Genomic DNA, 12007 nt, shown 5'->3' with positions numbered 1-12007 from the left:
TTCGCGGCGCTGCGCGTTCGGCGTCGAGCCGAGCGGCAGCAAGGGCTTGCACGCGATCGTCGAGATCGGTGATCCCTTCGCCTCACCCCAACTCAAAGGGAGCTACCCGGCGGGCTCTGCGACACGCCCCCAATTCTTCGGGCTCACCCAAGGCCGCCGGCCAGGCCATCCCGGGTCCGTATGACTATCGGTCCGCCTCCGCTAGTGGCTCTGACCAGCGACAACGGATCGGCGACCATCGCAAAGGTCTTTGGATCGGTGACACGCTGGGGCCAACTTGGGGCCACGACTCTGAAGAACCTTCTAAAGAGGATGGCTCAACGGGTGGTGCACTGTGTTACCAGGCGATACGCAACGCGACGTAGCCGATCTCTTCGCGCGCGATGGGCGCCGCGGGATGAATGACACCGGTCTTTGAGACCGAATGGGATAGAAGTCCGACTCGACGCAACTCACCGAACGCGACGGCACGCATCGGGCAAGCTGGGAAGACTCTATGGACTGGATGGGCGAGAAGAGATGGATGCCACCAGTTCCGAAATCGGGAGGCATCCACGGAGTTGTCGAGCTTAGCCCCACATGAAACGAGGTCGGTTCGATTGACTTGGAGGCTGCCTCAGGATTCGTCTCAACGACCGGGGAATGCGCTTGTCCTCGCGACGCCTCACCCGTTGGCAGAATGTGTACCGGAGTGATCGACGAACACGGTCTCGAGCCATACGTCTGGATGGTCCTTTTGGAAGCGCTCGAGCCAGAACTGGCTCCGGAACAATGCGTAGCGGGCCCCGTTGGCACGGTGCAGGACCTCAGCTTCGCGCCAAAGGCGCAGGAGGGGTTCTCCCGCGGCGTCGGTGAGGCGAGCGATCGTGTAATCAAGGGGTGAGAGGTCGACGCGGGCGCCGAATTCCTGTGCGAGCCGATGCGCGGCGACTTCGAACTGCATGGGACCGACGGCGGCGAGAACGGGTGCCTGATCGCCGCGGTCGGGGTGCCGCAGAACCTGGATGACGCCTTCCTCGTCGAGGGCGGCGAGGCCCCGGCGGAACTGCTTGTAACGACTGGTGTCGCGGTTGCGCGCGACGGCGAAGTGCTCGGGCGCGAAGGTCGGGATCGGCGGGAAGCTCACCGGCCGATCGACGTAGAGGGTGTCGCCGAGCGAAAGCTCGGTCGCGTTGACCAGCCCGATGATGTCGCCGGGGTAGGCCTCGTCGAGGGTTTCGCGGTCGCGTCCGCGGACCTGATGGGCGTACTTGAGGGCGAACGGCCGGCCGGTGCGGGCGATGGTTGCCGTCATGCCGCGTTGGAAGCGTCCCGAGCAGACGCGAACGAACGCGATCCGGTCACGGTGGTTGGGGTCCATGTTGGCTTGGACTTTGAACACGAAGCCCGAGAAGGGCGCGTCGATGTGCCGAGCGCCGTCCTCCAGTGTCGGGCGAGCCGACGGCGCGGGCGCCAGCTCGACGATGGCATCGAGCAGGAGACGCACGCCGAAGTTGGTGAGCGCGGATCCGAAGAACACCGGCGTCGACCGGCCGGAGAGGAACTCGTCCCGGTCGAGGTCGGCGCCGATCGCGTTCAGCAACGCCGTCTCTTCTTCGGCGCGGTGCCACGCATCGCCGTCCTCAGCGGCGGCGCGCGCGGCGTCGAGGTGTTCCTCGGGCGCCTGCCGGGCCCCATGGGCGGTGCGGCCGAACCGGTGGTACGAGCCGTCGCGGCGGTCGAGGACGCCGCGCAGGTCGCCGGCGATCCCGACGGGCCACACGACCGGTGCCGCGTGAAGCGCGAGGGTCTGCTCGATCTCGTCGAGCAGCCGCAGCGCTTCCATGCCGGGCCGGTCGTACTTGTTGATGAAGGTCAGCAGCGGGATGCCACGCAGGCGGCAGACCTCGAACAGCTTGCGGGTCTGGGACTCGATGCCTTTGGCCGCGTCGAGCACCATGATCGCGGCGTCGACGGCGGTAAGCACGCGATAGGTGTCCTCGGAGAAGTCTCGGTGGCCCGGCGTATCCAGCAGGTTCAAGTGCACGCCCTGGTGGTCGAACCGCAAGACCGTCGAAGTGATCGAGATGCCGCGCTGGCGCTCGAGATCCATCCAATCCGAGACAACGGCGCGGCCCTCACGCCGAGCGCGCACGACCCCGGCTTCGGCGATCGCTCCCGAGTACAGGAGGAACTTCTCAGTCAGGGTGGTCTTGCCCGCATCGGGATGGGAGATGATCGCGAAGGTGCGCCGCTGCTGCGCCGCGTGCGCGACCGAGGACACCGTCGTGGTTTGCATCGCGATTGGTCTACCCGCGCGTGCTCGTGCGTTGTCTCGCTTTGCCGCGCAGGCGACGCAGCGAGGCGGCGAGCGCGTTCGCGCCCTGTGACTGCTCCATCAGCGCTCGGCTGCGCTCCTCGGCCGCGGTGATGAACATCTGCAGGCGCTCGGCGAGATCGAGATGCTCGATCGCACCCGAGTGGGCGCCGGTGAGACGGTCGCGGATCTCCAGCAGCTCGCGGATCTGATCGAGCGAGAACTCCAAGGGCTTGAGCTGCTTGACGAAGCTCGCCTGGGCGATGTCGGACTCGTCGTAGAGACGGAACCCGCCGGGGCTGCGCCCCGAGGGCTGGACGATGCCGACCTCCTCGTAGTAGCGCAGGGTCCGCAGCGACAAGCCGACCCGTTCGGCGACCTCGCCGATCTGGTAGAGCCCCTGTTCGTTCACGCGCCCGCCCTCTCGGCCTCGTGGCCGCAGATCTCGCATCGTCCCGTCTGGGACGGGACAGAGCCGGCGCTGGCGCACCGGAGACAATCCCGCGGATCGCGGGGGCGTCTTCGCGGTCGCGCCGGCGCGCGGACGCGCGGTTGGGGGGTTTCTGTGGAGCTCATCGTGTCGACACTCTACCCTAACGTTAGAGTAAGGTACAACGGGGTCCGGGAACACGACGAGGCGAGGACCACGCTCATGAGCAGACCCACCCGCATGCAGATCATCGAGTGCGTCGCGATGGAGTTCACCCAGGCTGGCCCCGCCACCAAGCAGGGTCTTCTGGAGCGTGCGCGCAGCGCCGGCGCCCCCGTGGCGGTCATCTCGACGCTCGAGCAGCTCCCCGCACGCCGGTTCTCCGACATCCGCCAGCTTTGGGAAGAGCTTCCCGGCATCCCGATCGGAACGCCATGACCCGAGACATCGCCTGCCCCTCCTGCGGCGAGCGGGAGCGGCTGCGCGGCGAGCGCGATGCCGAGGTGATCGTGCTGATCTGCGACACGTGCGGGCACAGCTGGGAGCGCGATCCCCGACCCACCTGCCCGAACTGCGGCGGACGCGACCTGGTCGAGGCGCCAAAGGCGGTCGTCGAGAAGGTGCGCGGCGACCAGATGTCGGTCGTTGGCTACACCAAGGTGCAGCTCTGCCGGACCTGCGACCGGGCGCTGATCGAGACACTCACGCGCTCCAAGGCACCACTGCCGCCCGACGCAATGCCGGTGGTGAGCCGCCACGCATGGGGGACCGACACCGGCGGGCTCGGTTCCGGCACACGCAAGGATCAGTGAGGCCGGAGGAGCCGGAGAAGCTCGCAGCTAAGTTCCGCGGCGCGCTGGTCGGCGACGCGCTCGGGGCGCCCTTCGAGGGAGCGGAATCGCTGCTCGAACGAGGCGGCATGGACGGCGCACACATGGCGAGCGTGTTCGCCCAGACGCTTGCACCTCTGCCAGGGCCGGGACCCATCCCGATCCACCCTTTTTGACAGCATGCATATTGCATGCTAGCTTGCCAATCATGGAAACGACGAACATTCAGATCCGAGGCGTCCCTATTGAGATTCGCGAACGCGTCAGACGGCGCGCGCGCAAAGAAGGCCGAAGCATGAGCGACTATCTTCTTTCGCTCATCGAGCGTGATCTCAGTGTTCCGACGCCCGCTGAATTCGGTCGCCGGCTCGCGCGACTCAGCGCCGTCGTGCTCGATCGGCCCGCCGCCCGGGACATCGAGGAGATCCGCGGAGAGCGCGACGTCGACCTCGACACTCCGCATCGAAGCAAAGCACGGAAAAGCGGTTGACCTATGTGATCGATGCCTCGGCGGCGGCCGAGGTGCTCTTCCGAACTCCGCTCGGCGAACGGGCTCTGGATCTGATCGGTCGGGAGGTCGTCGTTGCGCCCGAGCTCATCGATGCCGAAGTGATCTCTTTCATCCGCCGCAAGACGCTTCAAGGCATCGTCTCTCCGCAACGTGCAGGCGAAGCGGTAGATATGCTCATCGCTTGGCCCTTCGCGCGGCTATCTCACCGCCCGCTCCTCGTTGCTGCGTTCGGTTTACGGGACAACGTTTCGGCGTACGACGCGCTCTACGTTGGCGCTGCCGTCGCCGTCGACGGCGAAATCATCACCGCTGATGGACCTCTCGCGAGAGCGCCTATCACCGTAACGATCCACAATATTCGAGAATAGCTTCCCTGCCGCTGTAACCTGCTGGCCGCAAGCGACGCAGCGCGGCGGGTTCGCGTACGCGCTTCGCAAGGGGTCTGGTGGGTTCGATTCCTTCCGCCTCCGCGGAGGGAACGGTATGAGAACACACGTGACTGATCTGACGAGCCCGGTCATGCGAACGCCCCGGACGCGCCGGGGCATCCGCGATCGCGTGTAGCGGCTACCTCACGTTCGTCCGCGTGAAGCCGGCCTCGTGAACCGGCATGCGGATCAGCTTACGGCCGGGCTCGTCCCACTTCGAGAGCTCCGCCGCGAGCGCCTCGGACATCGGCCCGTAGTACTGCTCGTTCAGCTGCTTGTCGAGATAGTCGAACGCCGTCGCGAAGTGCTTGGCATTGACCTGTAGGTGGAACTCCATGGACGCCGCGTCCGGATGGACCTGAACGACCGTCAACTTGCTGCCCTCTTCGTCGAGGAAGAGGTGGAACGCGATCATCCGCGGTTCGTTCGTCTCGACGAAGTCGACGAGTTCACCGCAGCGCTTGCGCGCTTCCTCGAGCTTGCCGGGCTTGATCGTGTAAGTGAACACAGCGATGAACGGCCCTGTCATCCGACTCCCCTTTCGTCCCATCGCTTCCCGTCGTCGGCCGGAGGCGCCTCTTCGGCCCTTGCGGATGACATACTGAACCGGGCCGCTAACGGCTCGCTAACGGCGGCGGGAAGCGCGGGCATGGAATTCCGAATCCTCGGGTCGCTGGAGGTCCTGGACGGCGCTCGACACATCGAGCTGCCCTCGGGCCGGGCCCGGGCAATTCTCGTCCTCCTGATCCTCCACGCAGGCGAACCGCTCGCTTCCGAGCGTTTGATCGACGAGCTGTGGGGCGAGCACCCGCCAGCGACGGCGACGACCGTCGTCCAGGGACTCGTCTCTCGATTACGGAAAGCACTCGAGCCGCAGCGCGCGAAGGGCGCGCCCGCGTATCTCCTCGAGACCATCGGCCCAGGCTACCGGCTCGCCGTTGAGCTGGCGGCGGTCGATGCGCATCGGTTCACCCGACTGGTGGACAAGGCGCGCGCGGCGACGCCCGATCTGCGCGCCGCAACGCTCTCGACCGCACTCGCATTGTGGCGCGGACCTGCGCTGGCAGACTTCGTCTACGAGCCGTTCGCGCAGCGGGCGATCGCGGCGCTCGAGGAAGCACGGGTCGAAGCGGTGGAGCTACGGTTCGAAGCCGAGCTCGCGCTCGGTCGCGCTACCGGCCTCGTCTCCCATCTGCAGGAAGCGATCGCCGCGCACCCGTTCCGCGAGCGGCTCCGCGGATTGCTGATGATGGCTCTCTACCGGGCGGGCCGGCAGGCAGAGGCCCTCGACGTCTATCGCGCCACGCGCGTGTTCCTGCTCGATGAAATGGGGTTGGAGCCGAGCCCCGCGCTCCGCGAGCTCGAGGCGGCGATCCTCCGTCAGGATCCGGCCCTCGAGCTCCAGCGGACGCCCGGGCGTGCGCGCACCGACGACTCGTCCTGGTTGCCGCACGAGCGGAGGCGCGTGACGGTCGTTGCGATCGATGTAGCGCCTACCGCGGATCCGAGCGTCGATGCGGAAGCGGTGACGCGTGCGGGCACGCTGGCAGCGGACGTCGCCGTCGTCGTGCTCGAGCAACACGGCGGACGGGTCGAACGATCGCCCGGCGACCAGCTCGTCGCGTTCTTCGGCTTCCCCGTGGCGCACGAAGACGACGCGGTACGCGCGACAAAGGCCGCGCTCGATGTCCGAACAGCGGTGCACGGCCTCGACGATAGATCGACGCACGAATCGGTCCGGTACGAGGCTCGTACAGGCCTCGAAACCGGCGATGTCATCGTGCGGGCCGGAGCATCGCTCACCGAAGCGGTTCAGGGCCCGGTGGTGTCCGCGGCGACGCGGCTTCAACACGCTGCGGCGGATGCCGAGGTCCTCATCGGCCCCCGCGCGCAGCGGCTCCTTCGGGGCGTCGTGATCGTCAGCCCCGTCGAGATCACACGCGGCCAGAGCATCGAAGCGTGGCGCATCCTGGAGGTCGTCGCCGGCGCTCCCCCGATCCCGCGCGCGCTCGACGCGCCTATGATCGGACGGCAGTCAGAACTCACGCAGCTTCGATCAGCGTTCCGTCGCGCCCGTCGCACGGGCGTCGTCGTGCCGGTGACCGTCGTCGGCGACGCGGGGGTCGGGAAGTCGCGGCTCGCCAAAGAGGTCATCGCGACGCTCGGCGACGAGGCGCGCGCGATCATGCTGCGGTGTCCGCCGCCGGGCGACGCCATCGGCTTCTATCCCGTTCGCCAGGCGGTCGTAGAGGCGGCCGGGATCCAGGGGTGGCGCCGTCTGCACGACCTCCTGGCCGAGGCACACGACGGCGCCCACACAGTCCCGGCGATCGCGGACGCGATCGCGCTTCGTTCGCCGCCGGCGCATGCCGACGAGCTCTTCGGGCCTCTGCGCCTTCTGCTCGAGACCGTCGCGCGGGAGCATCCTCTCGTCGTCGTCCTCGAGGATCTGCATTGGGTGGACCCGGGGTTTCGTGAGGCGACGAACAGCCTGGCGCGCGAGACGTCAGCGCCCATATTGCTGCTATGCCTCGCGCGGCCGGACGTGGTCGAAGAGGTGTGGCCATGGGGCCAGCTCGTCACGCTCAAACCCCTAGAGGCAGGTGACATCGCGCGGCTGGTGATCGATCGCGCGGGCCCGCTGCCGGAACGGTCGCTGCGACGAATCGTCGACCTTGCGCAGGGGAACCCGCTTTTCGCCGAGCAGCTCCTCGCAGCCATCGACGATGGCGACCTGGCGACGATCCCGGCTTCGCTCGTCGGGCTGCTGTCTATGAGGATCGATCGCCTCGGGCCGGGCGAGCGCGATGTCTTGCGTGCGGCCTCGATCGCCGGCGTCGACGTCGAGACGGATCTTTTGGAAGCTATCCTTCCCGAGGAGGCACGTCCCTTCCTCGACCGGCACCTCGACACGCTCGAGCGGCGGCGGCTGATCGAGCGCCCAAGTTCGCGCGCGTTCCGGTTCGCACACGCACTGATCCAGATGGCGGCATTCCAGACCATGACGCGAGACGACCGCGTCCGCCTGCACGAAGCCTTGGCGCATGTCGCCGCGCGCGATCAAGGATTCCCATTTGAGTCCTCGACAGGAGAAACCGCCGATGCTCACAGGAAATCGTGAGCGCTCGACGGGTAGCTCCCACTTCACGCTCTGCTCATCAGCATGATCAGCCAGCCGTGCAACGGTCTCAGGATCTGATCGAAGCTTGTTGACGATTCGCTCAGCGGTTAGATACTTGTACACGTCGTAGAGGTGACGCCCACTCCCCGCGAGGGCACGCCCGTCATCTTTGAGGCTGAGGCGATGCGGCAGGGCCAACTTCTCTACCAAAGTTCGTTCTGGCGCGAGGACATCCATCTCGAAGGAGGCGAACTCGTCGTACTCGTCTTCGCCTGCAAGCCCATAGTCGATTACGTAACGGGCGATCATCGAACACAGCGCTCGCCGCTCGCGCGGCGGGTCGACGCCTCGACGGCTCATCGAGTAAGACGCCTTCAGTTACGACTTGAGGTGCCAAGCCTGCCGGGTAGAGCGTGCGCCTTGAGGCGGAGTTGAACCGACATCTGAACTGAAATCTCACGACCATCCCGAAGAAGTCTCAAACGCGGGGTACCGAGGCTGGTCAGCCAGCGAAGGCGCGGCCGCCTTCGAGGCGACCGCACTGATCGAGAGAGAGACCGGTGAGAATCCGGCGTCGAGCAGCGCTTTGACCGGTGCGGCTCCGCCTTACCGGTTTGCAGAACCGGAGAATTCAACGCATGCAGTAGTCGAAGGAACTGCGCCTCCGCTTGCCAGCGCGGATCTGCGAACGATTGGATGGATGTTGCCATGTCGAAGAGCCGGGTGATGCCACCGCCGGTGATGCTCTCGCCGCGGGAGGACGCCGGCCTGAGGCACGCGCGGGACCGGAGCCCGTTGTCCCCGGCGCCGCCGACGGATGCCGACATCGAGTCTTCGACTGAGTTCTTGCGCCTCCTAGGAGCCCCGGCACGGTTGCGGATGCTCTACACACTCCACGGCGCAGGAGAGCGGGCGGTCTTCGATCTGGCGATCCTGTCGGACACGAGCGCGTCTGCGTACTCTCACGCGCTGCGTCTCCTCCGCGCGCACGGCATCGTGCGCGCGCGCCGTGATGAACGGATGGTGAAGTACTGGTTGAGCGACCATTGGGTGACGTCGGTACTGGATCTAGTCGGACTCGTCGAGGAGCCACAGCTGAATCGTGAGGGTTCCGAGTGACTGACGTCCGCGGCGATGCCACGCCGGCCGCGACGACCAAGCGGCCTCTTATCGGTCGCAGGCGGGAGCTCGAGGAGCTGAGTGACGCTTTCGCAGACTCCACCAGCGGCCGAGGCAGGCTGCTCCTCATCACCGGCGATCCGGGGATAGGCAAGACCCGCCTGGCGGAGGAGCTTGCCCAAGGGGCCCGCGCGCACGACGCGTCTGTTCACTGGGGTTCGTGCTGGGAGGTCGGGGGCGCACCTACCTTTTGGCCGTGGCTCGAGGTCTTCCGCGGGATCGCTCGAGAGGTCGACGCGGAAACCGTCGCCGCTTGGGCGGGAGAGAGCGCTCCGATGCTGGCTCCGCTCGTGCCCGGGCTCGGAGAGCTCGCACTCGTTCCCGGAGCGAGCGCCGGCGACGAGGCGCGGTTCCAGCTCTTCGACGCGGTGACGGGCTTCCTCGACCGGGCGGCGGCGAGCCGGCCCGTCGTCCTGGTGCTCGACGACATCCACGCGGCCGACCGGGCGTCGCTGTTGCTGCTCCATTTCCTCGGACGGCGACTGCGCGACCTTCGGTTGCTCATCGTTGCCACCAGCCGGGACCTGGAGGTGGAGCGGGACCCCGACCTTTCCGACCTGATCGGCAACATCGCCCGGCTTGGCCGACGCCTCCCGCTCGGCGGCCTGGATGCCGACGAGGTAGCAGCCCTTGTCGAACAGGCGACGGGCGCACCGCCTTCGGCGGACATGGTCGAGGCAGTCCTGGCCAGTACGGGTGGCAATCCGTTCTTCGTCGACGAGGTGGCCCGGCTGCTCGCAACCGGGAAGACCACGCTCCCTGCCGGCGTGAAGCACACGGTGCGCCAGAATCTCTCGCTGCTCCCCGCCCCCGTGCAGGAGATCCTCGCCACCGCATCGGTTCTCGGCCGGGAGTTCCCGCTGGATCAGCTGGCGGCCGTGGCGGGGCGTCCCGCCGAGGACCTGCTCGAGAAGCTGGGTAGTGCCGCGTCCGCGCGCATGGTGCGTCAGCTGACGAGGACGCCCGGACGCTTCCAGTTCGCTCACGCACTCATCCGTGACACCCTCTACGAGGAACTGGGCCCGGCCCGACGGCAGGCGCTGCACCTCGCGGTGGCCGAGCATCTCGAGACCGCGTACGGGCAGGACTCCGCCCCCCATCTCGCCGAGTTGGCCCACCACTTCACGCAGGCCGCGAGCGAGAAGGCGGTCGACTATTCGACCCGAGCCGCGCGGCGGGCGATGTCCCAGCTCGCCTACGAAGAAGCGGCCGTCCTCTATCGGCGAGCGCTCGACATGCTCGAACCCGGCGAAGATCTCCAGCGCATGGAGCTTCTCCTCGCTCTCGATGATGCCTACAGCAGCGCCGGGAGCCGGGCAGGCGAGGACGCGGTACGAGAGGCGCTGCAGATCGGACGTCGAGTGGATCGCGCCGACCTCTTCGCACGGGCTTCGCTGCACGTCCTGCCCGAAGACGAGACGGTCGCCGCGCTCGACGAGGCCATCGCCCGCTTGGGGGAGGGCGACCCGGCGCTTCGTGCGGAAGTGCTTTCGGTTCTGGTGAACCGGTTGCGAGCCACTACCCAGTACGAGCGAGTGCTCGCCACCGCAGCGGAGGCCCTCCACCTGGCGCGCCTCGCCGGCGATCGGCGGGTTCTTGGATCGGCGCTGTCCGCCAACACCCAGGCGCTCCAATGCAGTCACGAGCTGGATCAGCGACGGGCAGCCAGCGAAGAGCTGTTGACCGTGGCCGAGGAGCTCGACGACGCCCGCCTCAAAGTCCTCGCCTACGTCGCCATCGTGACGGACTGCCTTCAGGCCGGCGACGTCGCCCGGCTGGACCAGACTCTCGCGCGATTCGCCGAGGCCGCCACGGAATCTCGCCGCCCCGGCTGGGCTCACATCGTCGTCACATGGCGAGCGATGCGCGCCCTGCTCGACGGCCGTCTCGCCGACGCCGAGCCGTTGGTGCTCCAGCAGCTCGCCATGGTTCGAGCGCTGCAATCGTGGATCCCGCCGGCCTTGATGGCGCAGCTGTTCCATCTCCGGAGGGAACAGGGCCGCTTGGCCGACATCGAGGCCGAAGCGCGGGAACTGGCAGAAAGCTCTCCCCAGTTCCCATGGTCGCATCGCCTCGCCCTGCTGCACCTCGATCTCGGCCGGCCCGACGAGGCTCGCGAGATCTTCGAGCGCGTGGCGGCGCGAGATTTCACCGACCTTCGCCCAGACAACCTCACGTTCAGCTTGCCGCTTCTGTCCGAGCTGGCTTGGGCACTGGATGATCGCCGGAGCGCTGCGCTGCTCTACGAGCGGGTGCTTCCGTACGACGGCCAATGTCTGCTCGCGTCGGGGGCGATGGTGTATTGCACCGGCGCGGCGGCGCGGTATCTCGGCTTGCTCGCCTTCACCTTGGGCCGACTCGACGATGCCGTTCGGCATCTCGATGAGGCCGCGACCAAGCACACCCATATGGGAGCACGATTGTTGCTTGCGCACACCGAGTGCGATCTGGTGATGGTGCGCTCGGCCCGCGGGGCCCCCGGGGACCATGAGCGCGCTGCTCAGGCGGCAGACCGCGTGCGAGCCACGAGCGAGGAACTCGGCCTCGTTCTGGTCGCTCGCCGGCTCGACCGATCGGCGACGGTCCCTGCCGTGCTGGCGCAGACCGCGCCGCCCGCAACAGCGTCTTTCAAACGGGAAGGCGACACCTGGGCGATCACCTTCGAAGGACACACCGCGCGTGTGCGTCACGCGCGCGGCATGGAGCTCATCTCCCGTCTCCTCTCCGACCCCGGCCGCGAGTTCCATGCGCTGGACCTCGAGCAAGGGGCTCCGGGCGCCGCCCGGGCGAACGACCCGTCATCGGAACTGGCCGTCGACGCCGGCGGTAGCGCGGGCCCGGCCTTGGATGAAGCGGCAAAGCGGGAGTACAAGCGCCGACTAGGCGAACTCGATCAAGAGATCGATCAAGCGACCCTCGACAACGATCCGGGGCGGCGCGCCGGCGCCGAGGAGGAGAGAGACTTCCTTGTGTCGGAGCTACGCCGGGCGGTCGGGTTGGGGGGCAGGGACCGGCCGACCTCCTCGGCCGCCGAACGGGCCCGCGTCAACGTCACCCGGGCGATCCGCTCGGGCCTCGCCCGGGTCGCCGAGCACCACCCCGTCCTCGGCGAGCACCTGGCCGTCACCATCCACACCGGCATCTTCTGCTCCTACACCCCGGATCCCCGCGTCCCGATCCGCTGGGACACCTGAGGCCAATTCCTCCATCTC

Annotated in this window: 12 protein-coding genes; 9 read left to right on the top strand and 3 right to left on the bottom strand. The window is 67.4% G+C overall.

The features are described from left to right. Positions 1–184, top strand: a 184-nt coding sequence (locus WEB06_10055) for a hypothetical protein (GenBank protein ID MEX2555965.1), incomplete at its 5' end; no start/stop codon positions are given. 480 nt (positions 185–664) lie between these two features. Here the strand turns inward: WEB06_10055 and WEB06_10050 are convergent. Together WEB06_10050 and WEB06_10045 are read right to left on the bottom strand one after the other, a co-directional pair. Beyond that, positions 665–2278 carry a peptide chain release factor 3 gene (locus WEB06_10050; protein ID MEX2555964.1) on the bottom strand — a complete coding sequence of 538 codons (1614 nt, stop codon included), beginning with the start codon at positions 2276–2278 and terminating at the stop codon, positions 665–667. Positions 2279–2288: 10 nt separating this feature from the next. After that, on the bottom strand, positions 2289–2708 hold the full coding sequence (locus tag WEB06_10045) for a MerR family transcriptional regulator (protein MEX2555963.1): 420 nt from the start codon (positions 2706–2708) through the stop codon (positions 2289–2291). Positions 2709–2948: 240 nt separating this feature from the next. Here WEB06_10045 and WEB06_10040 point away from each other — a divergent pair, with 240 nt between their 5' ends. The 5 genes from WEB06_10040 to WEB06_10020 are packed head-to-tail and all read left to right on the top strand — an operon-like array spanning position 2949 to position 4435. Next, positions 2949–3164 (top strand): DUF2795 domain-containing protein, encoded by a 216-nt coding sequence (locus WEB06_10040; protein ID MEX2555962.1) that lies wholly within the window; start codon positions 2949–2951, stop codon positions 3162–3164. Beyond that, positions 3161–3538, top strand: coding sequence for a hypothetical protein (locus WEB06_10035; protein MEX2555961.1), 378 nt, complete (start codon positions 3161–3163; stop codon positions 3536–3538). The genes WEB06_10040 and WEB06_10035 overlap by 4 nt, the downstream gene beginning before the upstream one ends. After that, complete coding sequence (locus WEB06_10030) at positions 3535–3732, top strand: hypothetical protein (protein MEX2555960.1); 198 nt, start codon at positions 3535–3537, stop codon at positions 3730–3732. The genes WEB06_10035 and WEB06_10030 overlap by 4 nt, the downstream gene beginning before the upstream one ends. Before the next feature lie 32 nt (positions 3733–3764). Further along, entirely contained in the window at positions 3765–4046 is a 282-nt protein-coding gene (locus tag WEB06_10025; protein ID MEX2555959.1) for an Arc family DNA-binding protein, read from the top strand. Between the two features lie 5 nt (positions 4047–4051). After that, positions 4052–4435, top strand: a complete 384-nt coding sequence (locus WEB06_10020) for a type II toxin-antitoxin system VapC family toxin (GenBank protein ID MEX2555958.1) — start codon at positions 4052–4054, stop codon at positions 4433–4435. Positions 4436–4634: 199 nt separating this feature from the next. Here the strand turns inward: WEB06_10020 and WEB06_10015 are convergent, their stop codons facing one another. Continuing rightward, positions 4635–5024: an antibiotic biosynthesis monooxygenase gene (locus tag WEB06_10015; protein ID MEX2555957.1), complete on the bottom strand. Its 390-nt coding sequence runs from the start codon at positions 5022–5024 to the stop codon at positions 4635–4637. A gap of 120 nt (positions 5025–5144) precedes the next feature. Between WEB06_10015 and WEB06_10010 the strand changes: the two genes are divergently transcribed. The 3 genes from WEB06_10010 (at position 5145) to WEB06_10000 (ending at position 11989) form a co-directional block, all read left to right on the top strand. Beyond that, the gene (locus WEB06_10010) at positions 5145–7616 is read left to right on the top strand and encodes a BTAD domain-containing putative transcriptional regulator (GenBank protein ID MEX2555956.1); all 2472 of its coding nucleotides are present in this window, start codon (positions 5145–5147) and stop codon (positions 7614–7616) included. Positions 7617–8324: 708 nt separating this feature from the next. After that, complete coding sequence (locus WEB06_10005) at positions 8325–8735, top strand: transcriptional regulator (protein ID MEX2555955.1); 411 nt, start codon at positions 8325–8327, stop codon at positions 8733–8735. Then, positions 8732–11989, top strand: a complete 3258-nt coding sequence (locus WEB06_10000) for an AAA family ATPase (GenBank protein MEX2555954.1) — start codon at positions 8732–8734, stop codon at positions 11987–11989. Before WEB06_10005 ends, WEB06_10000 begins: the two co-directional genes overlap by 4 nt. The last annotated feature ends 18 nt before the right edge of the window (positions 11990–12007 follow it).

The sequence above is a fragment of the Actinomycetota bacterium genome (genome assembly GCA_040905475.1).
Taxonomy (GTDB): Bacteria; Actinomycetota; AC-67; order AC-67; family AC-67; genus DATFGK01.
The sequence above is the reverse complement of the archived record's forward strand: the minus strand, read 5'-3'. Positions and strand labels throughout refer to the sequence as shown.

Bases quoted from the DNA above. Each gene is read 5' to 3' on its own strand.
- WEB06_10050 (MEX2555964.1), bottom strand. From the start codon at position 2,278: ATGCAAACCACGACGGTGTCCTCGGTCGCGCACGCGGCGCAGCAGCGG.
- WEB06_10040 (MEX2555962.1), top strand. From the start codon at position 2,949: ATGAGCAGACCCACCCGCATGCAGATCATCGAGTGCGTCGCGATGGAG.
- WEB06_10035 (MEX2555961.1), top strand. From the start codon at position 3,161: ATGACCCGAGACATCGCCTGCCCCTCCTGCGGCGAGCGGGAGCGGCTG.
- WEB06_10025 (MEX2555959.1), top strand. From the start codon at position 3,765: ATGGAAACGACGAACATTCAGATCCGAGGCGTCCCTATTGAGATTCGC.
- WEB06_10015 (MEX2555957.1), bottom strand. From the start codon at position 5,024: ATGACAGGGCCGTTCATCGCTGTGTTCACTTACACGATCAAGCCCGGC.
- WEB06_10010 (MEX2555956.1), top strand. From the start codon at position 5,145: ATGGAATTCCGAATCCTCGGGTCGCTGGAGGTCCTGGACGGCGCTCGA.
- WEB06_10005 (MEX2555955.1), top strand. From the start codon at position 8,325: ATGTCGAAGAGCCGGGTGATGCCACCGCCGGTGATGCTCTCGCCGCGG.